19 protein-coding genes are annotated in these 24,348 nt (G+C 65.0%); 8 read left to right on the top strand and 11 right to left on the bottom strand.

Features of this window, described 5'->3' with window-relative positions; translation table 11 throughout:
* Positions 1-62: 62 nt before the first annotated feature.
* The 6 genes from DXK94_RS00405 to DXK94_RS00380 form a co-directional block, all read right to left on the bottom strand.
* Positions 63-1,781, bottom strand: coding sequence for a thiamine pyrophosphate-binding protein (locus DXK94_RS00405; RefSeq protein ID WP_115523351.1), 1,719 nt, complete (start codon positions 1,779-1,781; stop codon positions 63-65).
* Between the two features lie 148 nt (positions 1,782-1,929).
* On the bottom strand, positions 1,930-2,907 hold the full coding sequence (locus DXK94_RS00400) for a LysR substrate-binding domain-containing protein (RefSeq protein WP_115523350.1): 978 nt from the start codon (positions 2,905-2,907) through the stop codon (positions 1,930-1,932).
* A gap of 31 nt (positions 2,908-2,938) precedes the next feature.
* On the bottom strand, positions 2,939-4,534 hold the full coding sequence (locus tag DXK94_RS00395; RefSeq protein WP_258868380.1) for an ATP-dependent acyl-CoA ligase: 1,596 nt from the start codon (positions 4,532-4,534) through the stop codon (positions 2,939-2,941).
* Entirely contained in the window at positions 4,531-4,848 is a 318-nt protein-coding gene (locus DXK94_RS00390) for a Zn-ribbon domain-containing OB-fold protein (protein WP_115523349.1), read from the bottom strand. The genes DXK94_RS00395 and DXK94_RS00390 overlap by 4 nt, the downstream gene beginning before the upstream one ends.
* A complete protein-coding gene (locus DXK94_RS00385; RefSeq protein WP_115523348.1) occupies positions 4,845-5,984 on the bottom strand; it encodes a thiolase family protein in 1,140 nt (379 codons plus the stop codon). Before DXK94_RS00385 ends, DXK94_RS00390 begins: the two co-directional genes overlap by 4 nt.
* Positions 5,985-6,035: 51 nt before the next feature.
* Positions 6,036-7,373 (bottom strand): MFS transporter, encoded by a 1,338-nt coding sequence (locus tag DXK94_RS00380; protein ID WP_115523347.1) that lies wholly within the window; start codon positions 7,371-7,373, stop codon positions 6,036-6,038.
* A gap of 264 nt (positions 7,374-7,637) precedes the next feature.
* On the opposite strand from DXK94_RS00380, the gene DXK94_RS00375 reads away from it, so the two are divergent.
* Positions 7,638-8,444 carry a cyclase family protein gene (locus tag DXK94_RS00375; RefSeq protein WP_115523346.1) on the top strand — a complete coding sequence of 269 codons (807 nt, stop codon included), beginning with the start codon at positions 7,638-7,640 and terminating at the stop codon, positions 8,442-8,444.
* Positions 8,445-8,474: 30 nt separating this feature from the next.
* On the opposite strand, the gene DXK94_RS00370 is transcribed toward DXK94_RS00375, so the two are convergent.
* The 4 genes from DXK94_RS00370 to DXK94_RS00355 are packed head-to-tail and all read right to left on the bottom strand — an operon-like array spanning position 8,475 to position 13,355.
* On the bottom strand, positions 8,475-9,929 hold the full coding sequence (locus DXK94_RS00370) for an ABC transporter ATP-binding protein (RefSeq protein ID WP_115523345.1): 1,455 nt from the start codon (positions 9,927-9,929) through the stop codon (positions 8,475-8,477).
* Entirely contained in the window at positions 9,926-10,783 is an 858-nt protein-coding gene (locus DXK94_RS00365) for an ABC transporter permease (RefSeq protein WP_220272941.1), read from the bottom strand. Before DXK94_RS00365 ends, DXK94_RS00370 begins: the two co-directional genes overlap by 4 nt.
* Positions 10,780-11,793: an ABC transporter permease gene (locus tag DXK94_RS00360; protein ID WP_115523344.1), complete on the bottom strand. Its 1,014-nt coding sequence runs from the start codon at positions 11,791-11,793 to the stop codon at positions 10,780-10,782. The genes DXK94_RS00365 and DXK94_RS00360 overlap by 4 nt, the downstream gene beginning before the upstream one ends.
* Positions 11,794-11,804: 11 nt before the next feature.
* Positions 11,805-13,355 carry an ABC transporter substrate-binding protein gene (locus DXK94_RS00355; protein WP_115523343.1) on the bottom strand — a complete coding sequence of 517 codons (1,551 nt, stop codon included), beginning with the start codon at positions 13,353-13,355 and terminating at the stop codon, positions 11,805-11,807.
* Positions 13,356-14,350: 995 nt separating this feature from the next.
* Between DXK94_RS00355 and DXK94_RS00345 the strand changes: the two genes are divergently transcribed.
* The gene (locus tag DXK94_RS00345; protein ID WP_115523341.1) at positions 14,351-14,632 is read left to right on the top strand and encodes a hypothetical protein; all 282 of its coding nucleotides are present in this window, start codon (positions 14,351-14,353) and stop codon (positions 14,630-14,632) included.
* Positions 14,633-14,984: 352 nt separating this feature from the next.
* Here DXK94_RS00345 and DXK94_RS00340 read toward each other — a convergent pair whose 3' ends face one another.
* On the bottom strand, positions 14,985-17,513 hold the full coding sequence (locus tag DXK94_RS00340; RefSeq protein ID WP_258868379.1) for a hypothetical protein: 2,529 nt from the start codon (positions 17,511-17,513) through the stop codon (positions 14,985-14,987).
* A 337-nt stretch (positions 17,514-17,850) separates the two neighbouring features.
* On the opposite strand from DXK94_RS00340, the gene DXK94_RS00335 reads away from it, so the two are divergent.
* The 6 genes from DXK94_RS00335 to DXK94_RS00310 all read left to right on the top strand — a co-directional run bounded on the left by DXK94_RS00335 (position 17,851) and on the right by DXK94_RS00310 (position 24,333).
* A complete protein-coding gene (locus DXK94_RS00335; protein WP_115523340.1) occupies positions 17,851-18,231 on the top strand; it encodes a RidA family protein in 381 nt (126 codons plus the stop codon).
* A gap of 85 nt (positions 18,232-18,316) precedes the next feature.
* Positions 18,317-19,360 carry a LacI family DNA-binding transcriptional regulator gene (locus tag DXK94_RS00330; protein ID WP_258868378.1) on the top strand — a complete coding sequence of 348 codons (1,044 nt, stop codon included), beginning with the start codon at positions 18,317-18,319 and terminating at the stop codon, positions 19,358-19,360.
* A 128-nt stretch (positions 19,361-19,488) separates the two neighbouring features.
* Positions 19,489-20,949 carry an extracellular solute-binding protein gene (locus DXK94_RS00325; RefSeq protein ID WP_115523339.1) on the top strand — a complete coding sequence of 487 codons (1,461 nt, stop codon included), beginning with the start codon at positions 19,489-19,491 and terminating at the stop codon, positions 20,947-20,949.
* Positions 20,946-21,875 (top strand): carbohydrate ABC transporter permease, encoded by a 930-nt coding sequence (locus tag DXK94_RS00320; protein WP_115523338.1) that lies wholly within the window; start codon positions 20,946-20,948, stop codon positions 21,873-21,875. Before DXK94_RS00325 ends, DXK94_RS00320 begins: the two co-directional genes overlap by 4 nt.
* An 8-nt stretch (positions 21,876-21,883) precedes the next feature.
* The gene (locus tag DXK94_RS00315) at positions 21,884-22,795 is read left to right on the top strand and encodes a carbohydrate ABC transporter permease (protein ID WP_115523337.1); all 912 of its coding nucleotides are present in this window, start codon (positions 21,884-21,886) and stop codon (positions 22,793-22,795) included.
* Positions 22,796-22,818: 23 nt separating this feature from the next.
* Positions 22,819-24,333, top strand: a complete 1,515-nt coding sequence (locus DXK94_RS00310; RefSeq protein ID WP_115523336.1) for a glycoside hydrolase family 32 protein — start codon at positions 22,819-22,821, stop codon at positions 24,331-24,333.
* Positions 24,334-24,348: the final 15 nt, after the last annotated feature.

The following is a 24,348-nucleotide window of genomic DNA, read 5'->3' as shown; positions in this document are numbered from 1 at the left end:
GGCTTTCGATTCTGTCGGGACCGCAATCCTTCCAAGCATATTTGAAAGACCGGGCCCTCCAATCAGTGACCTTTGAACGCTTCGGCCAGCCACCAGGCCCCGCCGTCGGAAGCAATGCGGGCATCGATGACCAGCGGCGCATTGCGCGGCCCTGCCAGCCATTCGTTGACGCCGTCAAGGTCGGCCACCGAGCGGACAGTGAGGGCTGCAGCGCCGTAGCCGCGGGCAATGGAGGCGATGTCCACCTGCGGGAACCGCACGACGTCCAGGTCATCGTCGTCGGCGTCGAAGTGGTGGACCTCGGCGCCGTAGGCGGAATCGTTGTAGACAATGGCCACTAAAGGGATTTTCTCGCGGACCAGGGTCTCCAGTTCGGAGATGGCCATAAGGAAGCCTCCGTCACCGGCGCCCAGGACGGGCAGCCGGTCAGGCCGCGCCTTGGCGGCACCAATGGCGGTGTACAAACCGAGGCCGATGGACTGGAAGGCCTGGGTAAAGCAAAAACCATATTCGTCGGGAACGGACAGGTAGGCGCTGGGATAACCCATAAAGTTGCCGGAGTCGATGGACACAATGCGCTCGGACGGCAGGATGCGGTCAAGTTCCCGGCTCAGCACGCGGGGATCGATAGCCTCGGACGTAGACAAGTCTTCCGTTTGTTCCGTATTCCACCGGGCATGCTTTGCGATGCGCTCCGCCATATCGGAAGTCCGGAGGCCCATGGGGTTGTGCTGCAGTGAACGCATCCTTCCCAGCACAGCCGCCGCTGTTTCGGCGCTGTCGCCCAGCACGCCCAAGTCAATGGGCCGGTTGGCCCCCAGGGCGCGGTCCTCAACGTCCACCTGGACCACTTTGGCCGTGGCACCGATCAGCGAACCGTGGCGCATGGTCCACATGTTCAGGGCACACCCCCACCCCACAATCAGGTCGGCTTCGGAAATCGTCCTGGCCGTGAAGGGCGAAGAAAAGCCGCCGGAAATGCCGAGGTTGAACGGGTCTCCCTGGAACAGGCCGTGCGCGACGGCCGACGTTGCCACAAGTGCCCCGGCCGCCTCCGCCAGTGCAGCGATTTCGGGCCCTGCCGTGCGGCCGCCGCGCCCGGCCACGAAAACCGGTCGCCGGGCGTTCCGGAGGAGCTCTGTCAGCTCGTCTACGGCAGTGTCCGAGGGTGCGAACCGCTGCGGCGGAGCCAGCGGTCCCGGTACGGAACTGCCGTCCGGGGCGGGCGCTGCCTGGACATCCGTGGGCAAGGACAGAACCACCGTCCGGCGCTCGTTGACTGCGGTCCGGTAGGCCCGGACGGTGTCAGCTACCGCGGTCTGGGGCGAGTGGATCCGCTCGGCCACTGCGCCAACGCTGCGGGCCAGCGCGTCCTGGTCAATTTTGAAGTTGGATCCCACGGCGGAGGCGGCCGTATCGGCAGTGACGACTATCATGGGCGTGCGGCTCTTGGCGGCTTCGCCGATTCCGGTCACGGCGTTGGTCAACCCGCAGCCCTGGTGGGTGGAGACGACGCCCACTTTTCCGGACATCCGACCGTAGGCATCGGCCATGGTGGCAGCTCCACCTTCATGGCGGGCGGCGGTGTAAGGCACTCCTGCCCGGCGCAACGCATTGGTTACTACAAAGTTCCCGCTGCCCACCACCCCGAAGATGTGGCCGACGCCGAGGCGGGCGAGCGTATATCCGACGAGTTCGCTGACGTTGGCGGCCACAGGGGCAACCGAATCGTCCCGGGTAACCACGTCGCTGCCTCCCAACCTGCTGGTGATAACAGTCATTGTCTCTTCTCCTTCTGGGGACAGTGCGCGGAAGGGATAGCCGGCGGCGTCGATGGCGCAGGCCTGGTCTCACCCTTAGATGATGGTATAGCCGATAATTTACGGCCGTCAAGTATATGAAATAAGCAAGGAGGCTGGTGGTGTGCCGTCAGAGGGCGGCATCGTGGGGCGGCACTGCTGCGGGGACGGTGACGAGGAGTTCGCGCCGGATCTCGTCGCCCACCTCGCGCAGTTTCCCGGCGAGCAGTTCGGCGTTGGGCGCCAGTGGCCTGTCCGAGTGGAGCAGGATGCCAACCTGCTGGGCGAGTCCGGCGAGGTGCAGGTCAAGCATCTGCAGGCCGGGTTCCGCCACGGCCATGGACTCCGGCATCAGTGCGAGGAATCCGGCCTCTGCCACGAGCGTGCGCAAGGTGGCAGGGGTTCCGGATTCCACCCGCTGGGCGGGAGGGGTCAGGCCGGCGCTGCGAAAGTTCTCCTCGAGTTCGTCACGCAATGGTGTATGCGCCAGCGGCACGACCCAGGGGTACCCGACGAGGTCCTTCAGTGAGGCCTCCGCAAGGGCATGCACGGGATGGCTGCGTGCGGCAACAACGCGGAATTCCTCCCGGTACAAGGGGACAAGCCGCAGCCGGGATGTACTGGGATGGTCAGTAACCCGGCCGACAAGCAGGTCGAGGTCGCCGCTTCCCAGCTCCTGTATGAGGGCTTCGGGGGGCGCCTCCCGGAGCAGGACCTCCACCCGTGGCCTGTCAGCAGTGAAGCGGGCCACGGCCCGCGGGATCAGCAGGTTCGCGCCGGTCACGTGTGCACCCACGCGGACCACGCCTGCTTCCGGGTCGGTCAGCTCATCCACCCGGCGGCGCAAGGTACCCACATGACCCACGATTGCCTTGGCATGCTCAAGGCACACCTGGCCTGCGGGTGTGGGTACCATGCGGCGTCCGGTCCGCTCGAACAGCGACGTTCCAACGGCATGCTCGGCTTCCCGTAATGCCCGGCTCAGTGCAGGTTGCGTGAGATACAGTTCCTCGGCAGCCCGCACGAGGCTGCCTTGTTCCGCAATGGCCAGCACGATCACAAGGTGGCGCAGCTTCAGGTGGGTGGTCAGCAGCGCCCGCAGGTCCATCTCTTCATCCTACGGGCTTGCCCTCCAGCGATCAGCGGGCAGCGGCCGCAGCGGGCTGGCGCGGAATCGCAACTTCCCGGTCCCACTGGGCCGCTTCACGGCCGGCCGCCTTGAGCACCTGCTTACGTACCTTGCCGTTTTCGGTCTGGGGCAGTTGATCCACTACGCGCAGGAAGCGCGGGATGGCAAAGGACGCCAGCCGTGGAGCGCAGAAATCGCACAACTCGGCGAAATCGACCGGTTCCCGCAGGATGAGTGCTGCCATGACCTCATCCTCCCCCAACTCCGAATCGACGGCATACACGGCGGCGTCCTGGATGGCCGGATGCTGCCGCAGCACCTGCTCCACTTCCACGGAGGAGATGTTCTCGCCGCGGCGGCGGATTACGTCCTTGATCCGGTCAACGAAGCGCACCCACCCGTCCTCGTCGATAACAACCCGGTCTCCGCTGTGGAACCACAGGTCCTGCCATGTTTTAGTTGTTGCGTCGGCCATGGCATGGTATCCGGTGGCCATGGCGTGGGGCTGGTCGCTGCGGATCAGCAGTTCACCGGGCACGCCGGCTGGAACGGGCACGCCGTCGGAGTCCACCACGCGGATGGAGAACCCGGGCCGCACCTTGCCTACATAGCCGGGGCGCCACTGATCCGGAGTTGATCCGATCACGGAGTTCGTTTCCGTGGAGCCGTAGCCGTCGAGCAGCAGCACTCCAAACCGGTCCCGGAAAGGTTCAACCAGCCGGGCAGGGGTTGCCGGAGAGAGGGCCAGCCGGATCCGGTGGTCCCGGTCACCGGGCCCCGGATCCCTGCCCGCGAGTATCCCGACCATGGCGCCCAGAAGGTACGTCACGGTGGCTCCTGCCGAGGAGGCGTCAGCCCAGAACCGCGATGCGGAGAAACGCGGGCCGAGAACATACTCCGCGCCGCTTTCGACGGCCTGCATGAAGGCGTTGAGCGCGTTCGTGTGGAACAGCGGCAGGCAGGTGTACAGGACGTCATCCGGCCGCAGCCCCAGCTGGTCCGACATGTTGACCGCCCACCAGTAGAACTGGCCTTGCGGGCAGAGCACGCCCTTCGACACTCCGGTGGTCCCGGATGTGTACAGGATGGCTGCGGTTTCGGCCGGAGCGGTGTCCACTGCTCCCACGGCAGGCCCCGGTTGCGGCATCGGGTGGACCTCGAAGGGCGCGTCGAGTTCGGGAGCAGGTCCGTCGATGACCCAGACTCTGGCGAGGCCAGCCGGCGCCACCGTGGCGACATGCGGCAGCAGTTCGGCTTCGACCACTGCCAGCGAGGCCTGGGAGTTCTCCAGCACGTGCCGCAACTGTTCCCCGCGGCTGGCTGTATTAACAGGGACGGCGACGGCACCGATCCAGGCGCACCCGAGGATCAGGTCCAGTAGCTCCGGCCGGTTGGCGGACATCAGTGCCACTGTCTGTCCGCGCTCGATTCCGGCGCTGCGCAGCATTCCTCCTGCGCTGGCTGCGGCATCAACCATTGCCTGGCTGTCCCGGCGGACGTTGCCGCAGCGGAACAGGGGGGCCGTGGGAGATTTCCGGGCGCGTTCAAGCAGCATCTCCGGGATGGTCAGCGGACGCTGGCGCCGTTCAGCGAGTGTCGAAGTCATGAGTGATCCTCATTCAAGGTCGAGTGGACAGGTATGTAGGCGTGGAGGCCGGAAGTGGTGTTGGGGTCGTTGGTCAGGGGCACGATCTGGCCCTCTTCGGCGCCGGGGCCGGTGAGGCGGGCGATGACCCTGGGCCCGCCGTCGATGCTCAGGGTTGCCAGGACGATGCCGTCAGACAGGGTGGTGGTTTCCTCCAGCGTCCCGTGTCCCACTGCAACCAATGAGAAGCTGTCCCCGCCACAGAAGGGACAAAAGAGGCGGGCCGGGAAGAGGAGGGTGCTGCAGCTGCGGCATTCCTGCACCATCGCGCTCATGACGCAGCCTCCAGCACCGACATGGTGGCACAGGCGCCGTAGCGGTACAGGACCATGCCATATCCGCTGACCACGGCATGGCGGGCGGACACCTGACGTTCCCCTGCAGTGCCCATCAGCTGGCGGGCTGCCTCAACGAGCCCGTGCATGCCGCCGGCTGCTCCTGCCTGTCCCGCGGAGAGCTGGCCTCCGGAGGTATTGACCGGCAGGTCCCGGGTGGCAATGCGCCGCTTGATGAAATCCGCGGGGTGATCCTCGGCCGGCAGGATGCCGAGGTCCGCCAGCTGGGCCACCACCATGGAGGGGTAATCGTCGTAGACGCAGGCGAGGCCGATATCCGCCGGGCCGATTCCGGCTTCCTCCCATCCTGCCCGGGCGCATGACCGGAGGCCGGTTTCCAGCCCGTCACCCGCCTGCTGGTCGGCGTTGTAGGACGCGCGCACCGTGAGCACCTTTGCCCGCGGAGCGCCGTTGCCCGGGTCCGCGATAAGGACGACGGCATCTGCGCCGGTCACCGGAGGCACGCAGTCGTAGCGCCCCAATGGCGTGGCGACAGCCGGCGCATTGAGGTAATCGTCCATGGTGAGGGCTTCCCGGTACACGGCACCGGGATTGCCCGCAGCCCATTCGCGTTGGGCAATCACAATTCGTCCATAGTCTTCGCGCGTCAGCCCGAGCGCCTCCATCTGGCGGGTGGTGAGCATCGCAAACAGAGCGTTCGGTCCCTTCATGGGCAGCGGCGCGAGGTGGTCCTGGGTCGCCCGGTTATAGGTGGCTACAAGCCGTGAGAAGGCCGGTGTATCCATGAGGTCCCCCGCTGCGAGAACGATGACTTTGGCATCGCCGGCCTCAATCGCCCGGACTGCGTGCTGGAGCATGCCGCCGGCGCTTGCGCCGCCGTTCGTGTCCTGCATCAGCCAGGTGAGGCGGAAGCCCATCCGCCAGGCCAGGTCAATGGCGTGGTCGGGGTTGAGCGTGAAACTGGAGACCGCGAACCCGTCAACGTCGCCGGGCGTCAGGCCTGTTTCGAGCAATGCGTTGCGGACGGCACGGGCAATGGTTTGGGATGTGTCCGTCCCCGGCTGGGGATGGCGGGTGTAAGGCGATTGCCCTGTCCCGATGATGGAGGCCGTCACGTCGGTTCCTCTCTTGGTGACTGCGATCAGGGGCGGGAGATTTCCGGTCCTTTAGGAGACGGTTTCAGCCGTCGCCTGGCCCGCCTCGTGGCGCTGGTCGTCGTTGCGCGTCCTCCGGCCGGCGGCCGCTACGGCAATGAGGGTCAGCAGGACCATGCCGATGAGGTACAGCGAAACAGGTGCGGAGGAGTTGAAGTTCAGCAGGAGGGCAGTGGCAATCAAGGGGGCTACACCACCGGCGAAGACGGCCGCGATTTCGTGGGCAATTGCCATGCCGGAGTACCGGACTTCGGCGGAGAACAGCTCATGGAAGAATGCCGGCTGCGTACCGATCATGGCTCCGTGGCAGACGCCGTTGGCGATGAGGAAGGCAAGGATCACTACGGCAGGGGTGTTGGCGTCGATCATTGCGAAGAACGGGAACGCCATCACGCCCATGCCCACGGCACCAAAGGCGTACACGGGGCGCCGGCCGATCCGGTCGGAGAGATATCCGAAGAAGATGTAGGTGCCGAAAGACACCAGCATCGACACGGCCACGGCCAACAGCAGCAGGCCCTTATCCACTCCCACGTGGACGCCATAGACGATGGAGAACGAGAGGAAGATGTACGAGCCGCCGTTTTCAGCGACGCGCAGGCCCATGGCAATGAGGATTTCGCGGGGGTGGGCGCGCAAGGCGTCCAGTGCGGGAACGCGGTGCTCGGAACGGTTCTCGCGGACTTCAGTAAACTCCTTGGACTCAGGGAGCTTGAAGCGGATGTAGGCGCCAACAGCCAGCAGGACCACACTCACGAGGAACGGCAGCCGCCACCCCCACGCAAGGAACTCAGGCTCAGGCATCAGCTGGACCAGGAAGAATGCCAGGGACGACAACACGAAGCCGAGAGAGATTCCACCCTGGCTGAATGCCGAGAGCATGCCCCGGCGTGAAGTGTTCGCGTTTTCGCTGATCAGCAATACGCCGCCACCCCATTCGCCGCCGGCTGCGATGCCCTGCAGGATGCGGAGGAGGATGAGGAGCGCCGGTGCCAACAGCCCCACCTGCGCATAGGTGGGCAGCACACCCATCAGCGCCGTGCTGATGCCCATAATGGTCAGCGTCAGGACCAGCGAGTGCTTGCGCCCCAGCTTGTCACCGATGTGGCCGAAGAGGATTCCGCCCAGCGGGCGGGCGGCGAAACCGACGGCGAATCCCGCGAAAGCGGCCATGGTGCCCACCAGCGGGTCAGTGTCGGCAGGGAAGAACAAACGGCCGAAAACGACTGCCGACGCCGTCGCGTACAGGAAGAAGTCGTACCACTCGAGCGCATTGCCCACGAGCGAGGCAACAACGTACCGGCGGACGCCGGGACGTTGTCCCGGCAATGTGGTCTGGGGGTGGGACATCGCTGCTCCTAGTGCCGAAGTAGGTGACTGTGACGGGGATTACGTCTATTGATCTCAGTCTCCCTCCATGACCCGGGGGCGTCGAATGCCTAAACCGCCAGGGTCTATGCGTGTTCGGGTATGCCGGCCGGAGACGGACCAGCAAGTATTCCGGACCCCGGCAGCGTGGTGCTAACGTCGCAGCCATTGGCCCTGAGGTGTACACCGCGGGCAGTCACGCAATCCCCGCCGGTCTTCCCGCGGGTGAAGATTTGAGGAGCTCTCATGGAACCAAGTGCTGTGAATGACGTACGCCAGGCAGGGCTGGCAACCCTGCTCGCTGACATGGCCGCCGGACGGACCGAAGTGGTGGACCTTACCACCCCGCTCTCCGCGGCCACCCCCACCCTGGAATTGCCGGCGCCGTTTGCCAACCTCATCGATTTCTCACTGGAGGAGGTCTCCGCGTACAACGAGCCTGGACCCTACTGGAAGCACCACAACATCCACACCGGCGAGCACATCGGCACGCACCTGGACGCCCCGGTCCATTGGGCCACCGGGCGCGACGGCAAGGACGTAGCATCCATCGAGCCAGGCCGTTTACTGGGCCCTGCTCTTGTCCTGGACGTCACCGCTGAGGCCGCCGCGGACCCCGATTTCCTAGTGGATGTCCACCATATCCGCGTATGGGAGGCGGAGCACGGATCCCTGCCGGACAACGGCTGGCTTCTGGTGCGGACAGGCTGGGACACCCGTTCCCAGAGCCGCGAAAGCTTCCTTAACAAGGATGAACAGGGCAATCCCCACTCCCCCGGATTCACCGTTGAATGCGCCCAGTGGATCGGCGAACACTCCCCATTGTCCGGAGTCGGCGTGGAAACGGTGGGCATTGACGCCGGTGCCGCCGGCGGGCAGCAGCCCCCATTCCCGGCCCACCACTTCCTGCTGGGCAATGACAAGTACGGCCTCACCTCGCTGCGGAATCTGGCGAAGCTGCCACCGGTGGGTGCAGCGCTCATCGTCGCCCCGTTGCCGATTGTGGGTGGAACCGGCAGCCCGGCCCGCGTGCTCGCCCTGGTTGACGCCTGACCCTCAGCCCTCCGCCACCCGCATTAAGAACTAGCCTCCTGCGAACTGAACTTCGGGTACCGGCACCGGCAACGACGAAGCCGCCCCCAACGTGACGCTGCGGTCCGTCACAGCGGCGGCAAGGCCGTCGTCGTGCGTTACCAGAACCAGCGCGCAGTCCAGCCGGTCCACCTGCTCCATAAGGCACCGCATGGTTTCTTCCTGCGTGATGAGGTCCAGGCGGGATGTCGGCTCATCGGCGAAGACCAGGGCGGGCTCAAGGAGCATCGACCGGATGATGGCGATCCGCTGCAGCTCCCCGCCGGAAATCTGCCCCGGCCTGCGGTGGAGAAGTTCGGGGGCAAGCCGCAGCGAGCCCATGAGCTCCTCAATGCGGGAGCGGTCCAGGCCGTGGCGGCGGACCACGTCCCCCAGCGCGTCCTTCAGCTGCACACGCGGGGGAAACGCCAGGGCAGGGTCCTGGTACAGCTTTTGGAGCCGGCCCCGTTTGAGGACGTCCGCATGCTGCACCGTCCCTGTGTCGGGCGGAAGGAGGCGCAGCAGAACATTCCCAAGGGTGGTCTTCCCGCTTCCGCTCGGACCGCTTAGCGCAATCCGCTCGCCTGCCCTGACCTCCAGCGAGAGATCGCTGAACAGTTGCTCGCTGCCGAAGGACTTGCTGAGGCCCTCTCCCGAGACCAGAACGGCGCCTGTCCGCTCCGCCACATCCAACGGGTTCCTCATCCACGGGTGCCTCCAGTGGGAGGGTTCGGCAGCCAGGAGCCGCCGGGTGTACGGATGTTCCGGCTGTGCCAGGACCTGCCCGGCGGGCCCATGCTCCACAACATGGGCATCCTTCATCACCAGGACCTTCCCGCCGAGCCCTCGGGCCAGGTCGAGATCATGGGTGATGGTCAGCAGGACGCCGCCGCCGTCGAGGTGGCTCCGGAGCAGTTCCGCCAGTTCCGTCCTGGCGCGCTGGTCCAGGCCCTTGGAAGGCTCGTCCGCGATGAGAACAGGAGCGCCGCCGATGGTCGCCGCCGCGAATGCCACCCGCTGCGCCATGCCGCCGGATAGCGTGTGTGGAAAGGCCCTTGAAGCCTTACCCAGACGCAGCGAGGACAGAAGGGTATCCGCAGCCCGCCGCGCCCCGCGTTTGTCCGTACTGAAGCTAAGGGCTCCTTCAGCCACCTGCTCGCCGGCCCGCATGGTGGGGTCCAGGGCCAGCACGGGTTCCTGGGGCAGAAGGGACATGGTCCGGCCCCACAGGCCGCGCCGGTTCGACTGGTCGCCGACGTCGTAGGAGCGGCCGTCCACGGTCAGGGTGCCGCGGGCTGTGAGGTTCGGCGGGAGCGTCCCCATGATGGCGTGGGCCAGCAGGGATTTGCCCGAGCCGCTCTCACCAACGATCGTCACGGGTTGCCCGCGTTCGAAATCCAGTTGGTCGGCCTCGACCAGGACTTTGCCGCCGTGGGTTACGACGAGGTTGTTCAGGCGCAGGCTCATGCTCGGGACTCCTTGCTCCGCAGGCCCAGGAGCCCGATCAGGATGGCTGTGAGAACCAGGACCGGCGCCAGCGCCATCCAGGGTGCCTCGTGGTAATAGGGAAAGGCTTCGGTGATCATCAGTCCCAGCTCGGGTGTGGGCGGCCGGACGCCGATGCCCACGAAGCCGAGCGTGGACAGCGCAAGGATGGAGGAGCCGACGCCGAAGGTCGCCATGGTGCTCAGCAGCGGCCGCAGTTCGGGGAAGAGGTGCCGGCGCATGATGTGTGCGGGTCCGAGCCGGAGCAGGCCCGCGGCCTCCACCGCCGGGCCGGCCAGGACCAGGCCACTGCGGGCGCGGACCATGCGGAAATACTCCACCCACTGCGCCATGGCGAGTCCCAGGCAGAGCGTCCAGAGGTCACCGTTGGCGATGGCTGAGACGACGAGTACCACCAGCAGGGCAGGCAGCGCGATGAAGACTTCGGACAGGCCGTGGAGTACAGAATCGGCCCAGCCACCCCGCCATGCTGCCGCTATGCCGGCCAGGGTGCCGAAGAGCAGGGCGGCGCTGACGCACAGCACCGCCATCACGAGGGAGAGCTGGGTGGCGTGGGCCAGCCGCGCGATGACGCTGCGGCCCAGGTGGTCACGGCCCAGCGGCTCTCCGGGGCTTGGTGCCTCCAGGAACCTGGACAGGTCCTGGAGCGCGTGGTCCGGCCAGGCCAGGGGCCCGGCTATGGCGAAGACGGCCAGGGCGGCCAGCAGGGCTGCGGAAACGAGTTGTGTTTTTGTCCGGCCAGCCACCCAGTGCGGCCGGTTGGCGCTTTGGGTTGGTGCCGGGGAAAGTTCGTGCATGGCGACGGCGTTGGTCACAGTACTGCCTCCTTGTGGCGGGGCCGGGGATCAACAGCTGCTGTGGCGAGGTCAACCAGCGTATTCATGGCGACCACCATGAGCGCCAGCGCCAGTGCCGCGGCCTGGATCATGGGGATGTCCCGCCAAAAGATTGCATGGACCAGGGCGTGCCCCAGGCCGGGCCAGGCGAAAAGGCTTTCCACCACCACAACGCCTTCGATGAGAACCAGGACCTGCACGCCGACGTAGGCGATCAGGGTCACGCCGGTGTTCCTGCAGATGTGCCGAAGGAACACGAGCCAGCCGCCCAGCCCCTTGGTGGCAGCGAAGCGGACATAGTCTGATTGGCGGATCTGCGCCATCGCATCCCGGGTTACCCGGGCGAACAGCCCGGAGAGGCCGACGGCGAGTGTCGCCGCCGGGAGCACGATGTTGTTCGCTTCCCCATGGCCGGCGGCCGGCAGCACGCCCAGGTGGACGGAAAACAGCAGGATCAGGAGCAGCCCGAGCAGGAAGGGCGGCAAGGCCCGCGCGGCGGACACCCAGACTGTGGTGAGCCGGTCAAGGAGGCCGCCCGGCCGCGCCGCTGCGAGGGCTCCCACGGTGGTCCCGACAATCAAGGCAAGAACCAGCGCGGCAGCCGCCAGCTGCAGGCTGCTCGAGAGGTGAAGGCCAAGTTCCCCGGCCACGCTTGCCCCCGTGACCAGCGAATTGCCCAGGTCAAAGGACGCCAGGCCGGCCAGCCAGTCCATGAGCTGGAGCCAGACCGGCTGGTCAAGCCCCAGTTCAGCACGGACGCTGTCGGCGGACGCAGCGGTGACCTGGTCATAGCCGTAGCGGCCGGCGGCAATCCGGAAAGCGATATCTCCTGGGAGGTTTTGGACAATGGCGAAGCAGGCGGTGGAGACGACGAGGACTACCCCGGCCGCCTGGAGGGCGCGGCGGCCCAGGACCCTTGCCGTGGTGGCCACGGCGGGAGGAACAGCGGGCCTGGATAAGGTACGGGGCTCTGCGGTGGATAAGGTCATGATGTCCCCTCCTACTTTTTCCAGGCCAGGTCGCTCAGGCGCCATGAACGCTCCAGCGGGTCCAGCGTCACGCCGTCGACGCGGGGGCTGACCACGGCGCTCTGCCGGTACCAGGCCACCGGAATGACGGGCAACTGGGCCTGCAGGATGTCCGTGACTTTTCCGCGGGACTCTGCTGCCTTCCCGGCGTCGTTGCCGCTGGCCAGGTGGTGCAAAGCCGAGGTGAGGGCGGGATCGTTCCACCCCATGGAACCGTAGTCTCCACCTTCGGGGGCGAAATCGTCGCTCAGGGTCACCAGTGCGTCCGGTACCAGTGCGTAGTTGCGGGAGTACAGCGCCAGCTCGAGGGATCCGTCCTTATGCCCGGCCGGGATTTCGCTGGAGTTGCCCACCTTCACGTCCACGGCGATTCCCAGTTCCTTCAGCTTGGCCTGGATCGCCGTGGCGAGGATGGGAAGTTCCGGGCGGTCAGGGAAGGTCCGCAGGGTGACGGTGAATTTCCTGCCGTCTCGTTCCAGGATGCCGTCGCTACCGGGGGCCCAGCCGGCGTCGGCCAGCAGTTTCCGGGCGGCGACGGGATCGTGCTCCAGGGGCTTGGCCGATGCCTGGTGCCAGTCCGGCAGGGATGGCGGGAAGAGCTGGGTGGCCGCCATCTCCGGATCACGCAACAATGCCGTTGCCATCGATTCGCGGTCCAGTGCCAAGCTGAGGGCGCGGCGCACCTGGACGTCGCCGAGGATTTCGTGGCCGGAGTTGGCCTTCAGCAGGATGCTCCTGGGCAGGGTCACGGCGGCGATATCCAGCTTGCCTGCCTGCCTGATCTTCTGGAGGCTGGTGGGGTCCATGCCGAAGGTAATGTCCGCCTGGCCGCTTTCGGCCATCAAGGCCCGGCTTTCGGCCCTTCCGACGGCCTGATAAGTAACCTCGGAGATGTCCGGCTTCTCGCCATGCCACTGCTCGAAGGCCGCAAGTTCAACCTTGGCCGGCGGCTCGATGTGCGACACCTGGTATGGCCCAGAGCCCACCACTTTGGTGACTGCCTGATCAGGACCGTAGGAACTGGGGGCGAGGATTTGGGTGCTCGTGTGGGCCAGCACCGCCGGCAAGGGTGCAAACGGCTCCGCCAGTTCCACGCGGACAGCATTGCCCTCTGCAGAGATCGCCTTGAGGGGAACCGTTGCCAGCGGGGTGCCGGCCTTGCCCTGTGCCGTGGTCAGCGCGGCCGCTGCCACCTCGGCAGTGACAGCCGTGCCGTCATGGAAGAGGGCATCCGGACGGAGCGCGAACGTCCAGGACAGTCCGTCTGCGGAGGCGTTCCAGCTTTCGGCCAGTCCGGGCTGGAGGTTGCCCTGGACGTCCGCGTCCACCAGGGTTTCTGCCACCTGCAGCCGGGTGAAGAAGCCGCCGGCCGTGGAGGGGTCAAGGCTGTGGAACTCAAACTGCCCCACCACCCTCAGCGGCTGCGTAAGTGCCGGGGCGTCGTTGCCGCCCGCGGCGCACCCCGCGATCATCAACAGTGCGACGGCGGACGCGCCAGCCACCCTCATCTTTTGCCAACCCATTTGTTCTTTCCTTCTGATCGCCAAGCGTTAGTAGTCCGACGCAACACCCTAGATGCAAATCATTATCATTAGCAATTTGCTTGCGGGCTTCACTGGTCATGCTTGTGGTTGTTTTGGGCGGCAGGGTTGCCCACCATTGAAGGGTGGAAATGAAGGACAGGCTGCGCCGGCTCGCGTTTGCCCTGTGCCTGCTGATCCCGGTCAGCGGAACGGCGGGATGCGCCTATGAATACTCGGAGCCTGTGCACACACCGGTACCCGCCTACGAACAGGGGCGTATGCCAACAGCCGGCCCAACGTCGACGGCCCCGAAACCTTACAACGATCGGCGGATTCTCGAACTGGAGGCCAGGAACTACGCTCAGCTGGACCGGCTCCTGGGGGAATTGCCGGAGCCAGTCCTCCTTTCCGAGGTTGGGCCAATGGACGGACCGGTCAGGGGGTTCGGCAAAACTGCGAGGGTACCGGCGGCCGGGCGGTACACCGTCACCGCAGCCTGTGTTGGTGCCTCCGGAGCGGAAATATCCGTCGGACAGGAGCACCCCGGCGCGCCTTTCCGGCCGTTAGTGCTCGCATTGGACTGTGCCGGGAGCACGTCGCACGTCCTTGAACTTCAGCAGGGGTACGTTTTCGCGCATCTGACCCTGCCCAGCCCGGGCGATACGCCGTGGACGGGAGCGGTTGGCGGCGTTCGCGTGAGCCGCATGGATTGATCCCCGGCACTTACCGGTCGTTCTTCGCTGGGTGAAGACTATGTGAGCAACAGGGGCCGGTGGTTCACCGGTACCTGGGATTGCATCGTGCCGGGGGCGCGCCGCCTCCGCGCGCCCTCCGGCCCATTGGACAACCTTGAACAAGCCCTTTCACCACCCTCACCGCAGTAATCGCGCTTCTCCACTGTTCCTTCGCTTCGCCGTTATTGGCCCCACGGGCATCCCTCAACCATGAGAAGCAAAGCCGAGAGGCAGTTGCGCAAGGCTGCGAGGCAGAGGCGCATGGAGGAGTACGTCAAGGAGCATGTGCCGAAGTACCGGTACGGGACTGGCGGGTGGAACAAGGAGTACGTGGTCTACGCCTACACGCAGGAAGAATGGGGCCTCGGAGGTCACAGTGCCACAGAATCCTCCAACATGGCCAACAGCGTTATCGGCCAGAGTTTGGTCGCCCTGATCATGACGGTCCCTGCCATCCTGGCCCCATTCGGAATTCCCTTCGGGATCCTCACGGTCATCATGTCCTTCCCCGATCTGGGTGACATGGGCATGGGCGTGTCCTGACCCTGTTCTTCGCATTCCTCACCCTCATATGTACCGGCGGCTGGTTGGCCAGCACCGCAGTACTCCGCAAGGAATGGCGGGCCCGCAAGCTCCGTAAACCCAAGGGGCTGCCAAAGCCCATGTACGAGGTCACCGATGACAAGGCCCGTCGGTGGTTTGAGAAGAATCCAGGGATCCTTGACATCACCAGGGAGAACTTCCCGTACAGCACCTACCCTTTCCCGGGAGAGCCGGGATTCGTTGCACCGAAAGAGGGCTGACAGCGCTCCACCCCGGCCACCATCGCCGCCGGCTACGTCACAGGCAGCGCGGACCGAGCGGCTGACAGCCCGACACCCTCTATGGGCCCTGCCTATGGATCCTTGGTGGAGGTCGCCGTCGGAGTCGGGCTGCTCGGGTCAGGAGTCGGGATTGCCGTCGGAGCAGGGCTGCTCCGGTCAGGAGTAGGAATTGCCGTTGGAGCAGGGCTGGTTTCCGTTGAGGGAGCTTGAGTGCCGGAAGTTGGAGTGGGGCCAGCTGCTTCCGGGGCCACCGTGGCCGCTGGTGCCGGCACCCCATATTCAATCTTCGTGGTGCCGTCCCTGGTCACCGTGATCCGCCCGCCCTGGTAGTCCTGGACGGTGCTCCCATCGGCAGTGACATAGTTGTCGGTGGTCGGGTAGCCGAGCTTTCCATGTTCGAACCCGGTAGCGGCCCACGCTTCGCGGGTCTTTCCGACGGAGACACGAACGCCGACGACGGGGTTGGAGATCAACGCGCCCCACTGGAAGTTCTGGTACGAGCCGCCTTCCTTCAAACCGTTGACCCTGCCCGAGGTGGGGAAGCCGAGGATGCCCCCTCCGTCGACGTCGTTGTACTTCTTCGTGTAGTCGGCAAGCAGGGCATGCCCTGCTGTGGAGGGAGACCAGAATATGATGCCGCCCTGGTAGGTCTGGTACACGCCGCTGTTCATGTCGAGTGCGTTTGACGTCGGGTAGCCCAATGCACCGTTTTCATACCCGTGCTGGGCCCAGACGTCCCGGAGGGGTCCAAAGGAGATGTGGGCGCCCGATGCCGGGGACCACATGATGACGCCCTTTTCAAAGCCTTGCCAGGTGCCGCCATTCTTACCAGGGTTGGCCCCGGTGGTTGCAGTGCCAAGCCACGTGTTGGCCTTGAACTCGTCAGCGGTGGCTCCCGAAACCGGGAAAACGCCCCACCGGCCAGCCGTTATCACGCCGCCCTGGTAGTCCTGGGCCACCCCGCCCGGGACCAGATATTCGTCAGTTGTGAGGTAGCCCATCCTGCCGTGCTCGAAGCCAAGCGAAGCCCAGATGGTGCGGATAGCTCCTATGGAAAGGTGAGCACCATGGGCAGGCGTATGAAGGATGGATCCGCCCTGATAGTTCTGGAACGAGCCGCCTTCCTTCAGGCCAGTGACAACGTCAGTGGTCGGATAGCCCATACGGCCGTTCTCGAAGCCGGTGGAAGCCCACTTGTCACGGATGACCCCTGTGCTGATGGCGGCGCCTGACGCGGGAGAGAACATGATCGCCCCGCCCTCGAAACCCTGCCACGATCCGCCGTCCTTGATTCCATGCACTTCGTCAGCAGTCGGATAGCCCAGAGGGCCGTTCTCGGCTCCCTGTGCCCGCCACTTGCCGTTAATCCCATGGGTGATCGCGTGCGTTCCCGTTGCCGCCGAGGAAAAGATTCCGCCGTGCTGGTACGCCTGGTAGGAGCCGCCGTTCCTCAGGCCGGTGATGACGTCGCTGACTGGGTAGCCAAGGACCCCGTTCTCAAACCCGGTGTCGGCCCACTTGTCGCGGATCGGGCCAAACGAGGACAGCCGCGCGCCGGATGCGGGCGAGTACATGATGACGCCGCCCTGGTACACCTGATACACGCCGCCGCCCTTGAGCCCGCCCACTTCATCAGTGATCGGGTATCCGAGGGGACCATTCTCGAAGCCGGTGGAAGCCCACTTGTCGCGGGTTGCTCCCCAGGAGAACCGTGCGCCGGTTCCAGGTGACCAGATGATCGCACCGCCCTGGAAATTCTGGAAGGCACCCCCGTCTTTCAGTCCGCCTGTTTCGCTGGACGTGGGACTTCCGAGCCTGCCCGCCGGTCCACCCGACTGAGCGTATTTCTCCGTGACGGCGCCGAACGGATCGCTGGAGTGGGGTGTGAAGACGTCGTCCACGGCACCCATAATGATGCGGTCTCCGGGGCGGTTGCTGCGAAGGAAACGGTTCACGACCTCAAGGCTGGTGGAGATGCAGCCGGCGGAGGTGGTGCGGCCGGCGTGCAGGAAGATCGCGTAGGAGGCGCCCTGGGTTACCGGCATGTCAGGCTGGCGGTTGTAGTTGATGACCGCGGCCTGCTCGTAGTAGCCCTGGTTCATGTAGGTGTAGAGGTTCTCGTCTGAAGGACCGCCGCGGCCTTCAAAATACTGGTTGTAGGTGGGCCCGAATTCGCCGCCCCAGCGGGAGTTCGAATTGACGGTGTGATAGGCGAGCGCGGTTCCCGGGTTGGAACGGCCGAGGGCCTCGGTCACACTGTAGGACCCGGAGGGAGACTTGTAGGTGTCTTCCCAGGTCAGGCCGGGAGGGGCGAAGCCCTTCAGTCCGGCATAGCCCCAGTCCTGCCATTCCTGGATGTATTGGTTGCCGGAGCGTACGCATCCGGTGATGGTGACCCTGTTCGAGTCGCGGCTGTCTGCGGTTGCAAACGTCACCCGGTTGGCGCCGAAGCTTGAGTATTTGACCTGACCGGCGGACAGGCGCTGGCACGGGTTGTAGACCTGAGACGCGGCTTGTGCGCTGCTGACACCGGCAAAGGCACTTCCCATGACGGCGATCACCGCCAGGGCAAGTGAAAAGGGCCTGGTTTTCTCGGGCATGGTTCTGCTTTCCTTGGGGCGGTGAAGGATGGTGCCATGGATGCGGAGCCGGACATGGCACTGCCCACCCCCGCTTCAGTAAACACTCACGGCCCTCTGTAGCGGTGGAACCGCGCCGGGACCACCCGGTATTTCCGCAGGTCAAACCCCCGGCGGCCTTCACCCAGCGAGTTTGCGACAGTAGTTAACGCCCACCGCCACGAGATCCTGCGCCACCGCCCGCAACCCGCATACCTGGATGACCCGGCGGGTATCGAGGCGGCCCAGGGGTTGCGGTATCCAGCGATGACTGCCATTCTGCTGCCAGCATCCACCGGGCTCCAGGAAAGGATCGGTCATGCCGAGGGAGATCGTCAGGGCGGACAAGGCGCCTGGTTCACAGTTTTTCAGCCAGGGCGTCAAAGCGGGACCATTCGTTTTTGTCTCCGGGACGGTTGGCACCGATCCGGTCAGCGGCCAGCTTGCGGGCAACAGCATCCAGGACCAGACGCGCCAGGCTCTTGCAAACTGCGAGGCCATCCTTGAAGCAGCGGGGGCAGGGCTGGGAGACGTCGTTGAGGTCGGCGTGCTGCTCAGTGCTCCCTCGGACTTCGCGGGATTGAATGAGGAGTATGCGAGGTGGTTCCCGCACGACCCTCCGACACGCTACGTCGCCAAGCTCGGCGTCGACCTTCCGGGAATACTCGTTTCGATCCGGATGACTGCCTTCACCGGCTGAGAACCCCCGGCTGAGTCCCATGGCCACCTCGCCGCCCGGACCTCACACGAGTTAGGTATGCTGAACTCAAAGCGAGGAGATCGGCATGGTGAAACGAAAAGCTACCGCACTGGATGTGGCACGACGGGCAGGCGTGTCCCGCAGTGCAGTATCACTGGTGCTCAACGGCAGGGCAAACGGCAACGTCACCGCAGAACGCCAGGAGCGCGTCCTCCGCGCCGCGGCGGAGCTTGATTACACGCCCAACTCCGTTGCCCTCAGCCTGCGCAACCAGCAGACATCGACGATCGGCATCATTACGGATGACATCGTCACCAGCCCCTTCGCCGGCCGGCTGATCAGCGGCGCCTCACGCACGGCCCTGGCCCGCGGGTACATGGTCCTGGTGGTCGATTCAGAACACGACACGTCCCGCGAGAGCGCCGCGGCACAGCAACTCGTGCACCGGCAGGTAGACGGGATCATGTACGCCACCGGCAGCCTGCGCGAAATTACCGCCCCGCCGGCAATGCTCACCTTGCCCGCGATTTTGGCCAATTGCACCGATGCCGGCTCCCGGCTCCAGTCGGTCATACCGGCAGAGGTCGACGGCGGGCGCGCCGCGGCACAGCTGCTGATCGACCTGGGCCACCGCCGCATCACCCTGTTGACCGGAACCCTCAGCTCACCTGCCGCCCCGCAACGCGAACAGGGATACCGCGAGGCCATGGAAGAGGCAGGGCTGGGCAGTGAACAGCAGCACGTCCATGCGACCGGATGGGACATCGATGAAGGATACCGGGCCGCTTCCGCTGTGCTGGGCGGAAGAGACCGGCCGACGGCAATCATTTGTTCCAACGACAGGGTTGCCACCGGTGTTTTGCTGTATGCAGCCAGCGCGGGACTGCGCGTACCCCAGGATCTCTCCGTGGTGGGCTACGACGACCAGCAGAACCTTGCCGCCAACCTTGTTCCCGCCCTGACCACCGTGGCACTTCCGCACGCCGAAATCGGAGCATCGGCCATGTCCATACTGCTGGATGCGGTGGAAGGACAAACCCCGGCAGCGGGGAACCCGGAAGCAGGAACCCTCTACATGCCCTGCCGGATCATCCCGCGGGCTTCAACCGCAGCGGTTCCGGCCCGCTGACCAGGGGACCTTCAGCCGCTGCGGTTTCTAAACCTCACAGCAGGCCCGAACGAACAATCGAGCCATCTACTTGACACGTGTTAGGTGGCGTATCTACTCTGCTTAACACGTGTTAGGAGGAGCCGACAATGACGTCTGAAAAGACACCGGGGCAACCAGCCCCCTCGCATGCCCCGCAGTCCGGCAGCGGAATATCACAACTCACGCGACGTTCCATGCTCGGCCTTACGGGACTTGCTGTAGCGGGAGCCACCGTGGGAGCCTGGCCTCGACTGACAGGCACAGACATTCCGGGCCGCGGCAGCAAGGCCCTGAGCATCGCCATCCTTGGAACGGCAGCCGATGCGGCCGCCCGGCAGGGTCTGATTCACGCCTTCACCGCCGCCCACCCTGATATTCCGGTCCAGGTACAGGCCATCCAGGGCGCCGACTGGAAGGACTTCTTTTCCAAAATCCTCACCATGGTGGCCGCCGGAACACCGCCGGACGTCGTCTACGTGGCCACCGAGGGCGCCCAACTGTTCGCCGACAAGCTCGCCGAGCCGCTGGATGACTATGTCCGCCGGGACGCCGCCGACATGAGCGACTACTTCGATGACGTTCATCCGAGCCTGCTGGAAGCCTTCATGTACCAAGGCAGCCTGTACCAGCTTCCGCTGGACTGGAACGCGGCGAACATGTATCTGAATACCACCACCTTCGCCCAGGCAGGGCTTGACCGGCCCAAGGACGACTGGACGCAGGACGACTTCAGCGCCACCCTCCGCGCCCTTCGGAAGGCCCGCCCGGCCGACTTCACCCCGTATTACTGGACCAACCGGCTTTTCGGCGGGGTTGTGCCCTGGCTGTACGCCAACGACACCAGCTTTCTCACCGAAACCAAGGCTTCCGGCGGGGATTGGATGTGGGACCGTTTTTACCCGAACGACCCCGCCCGCGCCACGCGTGGCGGCGGCTATCAATGGCTGGCCCCCAACGCGGAAGACGGGCGGGTTATCGAGACCTTCGACTACCTGCGCGAACTGGTTGCCGAAGGACTTGGCGTCCGTCCTGAATCAGGCGGCGGCAACGCCCTGGTCGGCTTGTTCGGCAACAACCGCATCGGCACCACGCCGGCCGGCGGCTACTGGGCGCAGGGCCTGCACGACGCCGGAATGACCGCCGACCAGTTCGATGTGCAGTTCTTCCCCCGCTGGCGGACGCAGCGGCACCAGTTCGGCGCAGCCGGCTACGCCATCATGCGCACGGCGAAGGACAAGGACGCAGCCTGGGAATGGGTGAAGTTCTGCTCCAGCCGGGAAGCGATGCAGTTGGCCATTCCCAAGCCGAACACCACTCCGACCCGCCGGTCAATGGTCAACGAGTCCTTTTACGCGGCCACCGGGCCCCGGCATTGGAAAGTGTTCTACGACACCCTCGACCGGTTCCCCACCTCCGGCCCCATCCCCGCGCCGCCCCAGCAGGCCGCCGTCGAAACTGCCCTGATGAAAAATGTTTCCACCGCTGTCAGCGGCAGCTCCGCTGATGTACGGACCGCGATGGGCACCCTGCAGCGTGATCTCGAACTGGCTCTGAGGAGGAACCCATGACCACCACTTCCACCGCCCCGCGCCAGACCGCAAAACCGCCGGCCGCGCGCCGCTCGTTCGTCGAGCGATGGCTGGCCATGATTTTCCTGGCCCCCACGCTGCTGGGGATGGCCCTGTTCACCTTCCTGCCGATCATCGGCTCGCTGGTCCTGGCCTTCTTCCGCTGGGACATCATTTCGGCACCACAGTTTGTCGGTTTCGCCAACTTCGCCTCACTGGCAGAGGACCCCACCGTCCGCGTGTCCTTCCTGAACACCATCATGTTCGTCATCGTCGCGGTGATCCTCCAACTGGGCATCGCCCTTGGCCTGGCTTCCATGCTGCAGGGCAGGATGCCGTCCTGGCTGAGGGTGTTCCTCCGTTCCACCTTCTTCTTTCCCCTGGTCCTCTCCGCCGCGTCGGTGTCCATCTTCATGCGGTACATGTTCAACGAACAGTTCGGCGTGGTGAACTGGCTCCTGTCCCTGATCGGCGTTCCCGCAGTGCCATGGCTGACCAGTCCCGTGGCATCGGCAGCCGTGGTGGTTCTGGTCTATGTGTGGCAGAACTTCGGGTTCTCCTTTCTGCTCTTCCTCGGCGCCCTGACGAACATTCCCAAGGAACTGCACGAGGCAGCGAACCTGGACGGCGCCACAGGCTGGAAACAGTTCAGCAATGTCACCCTTCCGCTGATCAGTCCCACGGTGCTCGTCGCCTCCGTCATGGCCATCATCAGTGCCCTGCAGGTCTTCGACCAGCCCTACGTCCTGACCAACGGTGGCCCCGGGGATTCCACCCGGACTGCTGTCATGGTGATCTTTGAATCCGCATTCCAGCAACTGGAGTTCGGCGAAGCCTCGGCCATCGGCCTGGTCCTCACCGTGCTGATCCTTGCCGTCACCGCCCTGCAGTTCCGCCTCAGCCGCCGCTTCGTCTTCTACCAGTGAGGTCCCTCATGTCCAGCCAGACCCTGCATACCGGGACCGACAAGGATTCCGGTTCCACTACCGGCACGCCGGCCACCCACAGGCGCTCCCGTAAGCGCGGCCTGCCCGCTGCCGGAGCCGTGGGCCGGTACACCGCTTTGGCCGTGGCGGCCGCGCTGACCCTCGGCCCGGTCCTGTGGACCCTGTCCACGTCGCTGCGGGCGCCGTCGGAATCATTCAACCTGCCCCCGTCCTTCCTGCCCATCAATCCTGACTTCACCGCCTACCAGGAGGTGTTCAGGCAGATCAACGTTGGCCTCCTGGTCCTGAACAGCGCCCTGGTGACCGGGCTGATCGCGCTTGGCCAGATGGCTTCGGCCACCCTTGCGGGCTACGCGTTCGCCCGCCTGGACTTCCGCGGCAAGAAGGCCATCTTTTCGTTGGTGCTGGCCACCATGATGGTCCCGGTGCAGGTCACCATCGTCCCGGTGTTCATGCTCATCCGTGGGATGGGCCTGTCCGATACGCTGCTGGCCCTGATCCTGCCGGCCATTCCCACCGCCTTCGGCACCTTCCTGATGCGCCAATACTTCCTGGGCCTGCCCAATGATTTCGCGGAAGCGGCCGCCCTTGATGGTGCCGGGCCGTGGCGGATCTTCCGTTCCGTTTACGCGCCGTTGGCGGTCCCGGGCATGGCCATCGTCGGGATCCTTGCCTTCAACTTCCACTGGAACGAGTTCTTCCGGCCACTGATCCTCACCATCAGCGAGCAGAACTTCACGCTTCCCCTCGGCCTGGTCACGCTCCAAGGCAACCTCGGCACCGGGAGCATATCGGTGGTCCTCGCCGGCGTGATCCTGTCCATGCTGCCCGCACTGGTCGTCTTTATCTTCGGCCAACGCACCCTGCGCGAAGGCCTCACGGCCGGCGCGAGCAAATAGCACACACTTTCGAAAGGAACCCCATGGATACACTCACCCCGATCAGCACGGCCACCACAGACTCCTACCGCCCGGCCCTGCACTACACCGCAAAAGACACCTGGCTCAATGACCCCAACGGCCTGATTTTTCACGACGGCGTCTATCACCTCTACTACCAGAACAACCCGCTGGGAAACGTGTGGGGCAACATGTCCTGGGGCCACGCCACCTCTACCGACCTGCTGGCCTGGACCGAACACCCCGTAGCCATCGCCTGCGACGAGAACGAAGACATCTTTTCCGGCAGCATCGTCTATGACCGTCAGAACACCAGCGGATTCGGCAACGGGTCCGTTGCCCCTCTCGTGGCGATCTACACCAGCGCCTACAAACCGGGCTCCGTGCATGAGGGAGTCCAGGCCCAGTCCCTGGCCTACAGCCTGGACGGGGGCTACACCTGGACAAAACACACAGGCAACCCCGTCCTGAACCGCGGGTCCGCCGAGTTCCGTGATCCCAAAGTCATCCGGTACGACGGCGACGCAGGCAGCTACTGGGTGATGGTCGCCGTCGAAGCCAAAGACTTCCAGGTGGTCCTCTACAAATCCGACGACCTGAAGAACTGGGAACTGCTGAGCACTTTCGGTCCCGCAAACGCCACCGGCGGCGTCTGGGAATGCCCGGACCTCTTCCCCCTCCCCGTGGACGGTGACCCGGCCAACCTCAAGTGGGTCCTTACCGTCAACCTCAACCCCGGCGGGCCCAACAACGGCTCAGCCGGCCAATACTTCATCGGAGACTTCGACGGAACCACCTTCACCTCCGCCAGCACCATCACCGAAGGCCTCCAGGATGCTGACCGGCTTGGCGAATACCGGTGGCTGGACTGGGGCCGGGACTACTATGCTGCCGTCTCCTTCAGCGACGCCCCGGACAACCGCCGCCTCATGATCGCCTGGATGAACAACTGGGACTACGCCAACCACATCCCCACCACACCCTGGCGCAGCCCGATGAGCCTCGCCCGCGAAATCTCACTCCAGACCAGTGACGGAAAACTGTGCCTGGTCCAGCAGCCCGCGGGTGACCTGGCTGCCCTGGCCCAGCCGGAGTCTTTCCGCCTTTCCGAAACTACCATCCACGACGGCGTGCAGGTTCTGGCCGGCGCGGCCGGCACGGTCCAGCGCATTGACGCCAGCTTCACGCCGGGAAGTGCAGACGAATTCGGGCTCATCCTGCGCGGGGACGGCTCGAAGGGAACCCGTGTGGGCATTCGGCCCGGCCAAGCCCAATTGTTCGTGGACCGGCGGGAATCCGGAAAGACAGACTTCCACGCATCCTTCCTCTCCATCGACACCGCTCCTGTCCTGCCGAAGCACGGGTCCTACGACCTCACCATCTACGTTGACCGCTGCTCCGTTGAAGTCTTTGCCCAAGGCGGCCAGGTCACCATGACCGAACTGATCTTCCCGGCCGAGACCAGCACCGACCTCGCCGTTTACGCCGTCGGCGGCGGGGCCACCATCAACAGCCTTCAGGTCACGCAGCTCGCGTAGGGCGGCACCCACAGC

The sequence above is a fragment of the Arthrobacter sp. RT-1 genome, assembly GCF_003367205.1.
Classification (GTDB): domain Bacteria; phylum Actinomycetota; class Actinomycetes; order Actinomycetales; family Micrococcaceae; genus Arthrobacter.
This window is presented reverse-complemented; position numbering and strand designations above follow the sequence as displayed.

Excerpts from the sequence above, each read along its gene's own strand:
- DXK94_RS00375 (WP_115523346.1), top strand. The coding sequence starts at position 7,638 with ATGGAACCAAGTGCTGTGAATGACGTACGCCAGGCAGGGCTGGCAACC.
- DXK94_RS00335 (WP_115523340.1), top strand. The coding sequence starts at position 17,851 with ATGCCGAGGGAGATCGTCAGGGCGGACAAGGCGCCTGGTTCACAGTTT.
- DXK94_RS00380 (WP_115523347.1), bottom strand. The coding sequence starts at position 7,373 with ATGTCCCACCCCCAGACCACATTGCCGGGACAACGTCCCGGCGTCCGC.
- DXK94_RS00370 (WP_115523345.1), bottom strand. The coding sequence starts at position 9,929 with ATGAGCCTGCGCCTGAACAACCTCGTCGTAACCCACGGCGGCAAAGTC.
- DXK94_RS00405 (WP_115523351.1), bottom strand. The coding sequence starts at position 1,781 with ATGACTGTTATCACCAGCAGGTTGGGAGGCAGCGACGTGGTTACCCGG.
- DXK94_RS00395 (WP_258868380.1), bottom strand. The coding sequence starts at position 4,534 with ATGACTTCGACACTCGCTGAACGGCGCCAGCGTCCGCTGACCATCCCG.
- DXK94_RS00320 (WP_115523338.1), top strand. The coding sequence starts at position 20,946 with ATGACCACCACTTCCACCGCCCCGCGCCAGACCGCAAAACCGCCGGCC.
- DXK94_RS00400 (WP_115523350.1), bottom strand. The coding sequence starts at position 2,907 with ATGGACCTGCGGGCGCTGCTGACCACCCACCTGAAGCTGCGCCACCTT.
- DXK94_RS00340 (WP_258868379.1), bottom strand. The coding sequence starts at position 17,513 with ATGCCCGAGAAAACCAGGCCCTTTTCACTTGCCCTGGCGGTGATCGCC.
- DXK94_RS00355 (WP_115523343.1), bottom strand. The coding sequence starts at position 13,355 with ATGGGTTGGCAAAAGATGAGGGTGGCTGGCGCGTCCGCCGTCGCACTG.
- DXK94_RS00315 (WP_115523337.1), top strand. The coding sequence starts at position 21,884 with ATGTCCAGCCAGACCCTGCATACCGGGACCGACAAGGATTCCGGTTCC.
- DXK94_RS00390 (WP_115523349.1), bottom strand. The coding sequence starts at position 4,848 with ATGAGCGCGATGGTGCAGGAATGCCGCAGCTGCAGCACCCTCCTCTTC.
- DXK94_RS00330 (WP_258868378.1), top strand. The coding sequence starts at position 18,317 with ATGGTGAAACGAAAAGCTACCGCACTGGATGTGGCACGACGGGCAGGC.
- DXK94_RS00360 (WP_115523344.1), bottom strand. The coding sequence starts at position 11,793 with ATGACCTTATCCACCGCAGAGCCCCGTACCTTATCCAGGCCCGCTGTT.
- DXK94_RS00345 (WP_115523341.1), top strand. The coding sequence starts at position 14,351 with ATGGAGGAGTACGTCAAGGAGCATGTGCCGAAGTACCGGTACGGGACT.
- DXK94_RS00310 (WP_115523336.1), top strand. The coding sequence starts at position 22,819 with ATGGATACACTCACCCCGATCAGCACGGCCACCACAGACTCCTACCGC.
- DXK94_RS00325 (WP_115523339.1), top strand. The coding sequence starts at position 19,489 with ATGACGTCTGAAAAGACACCGGGGCAACCAGCCCCCTCGCATGCCCCG.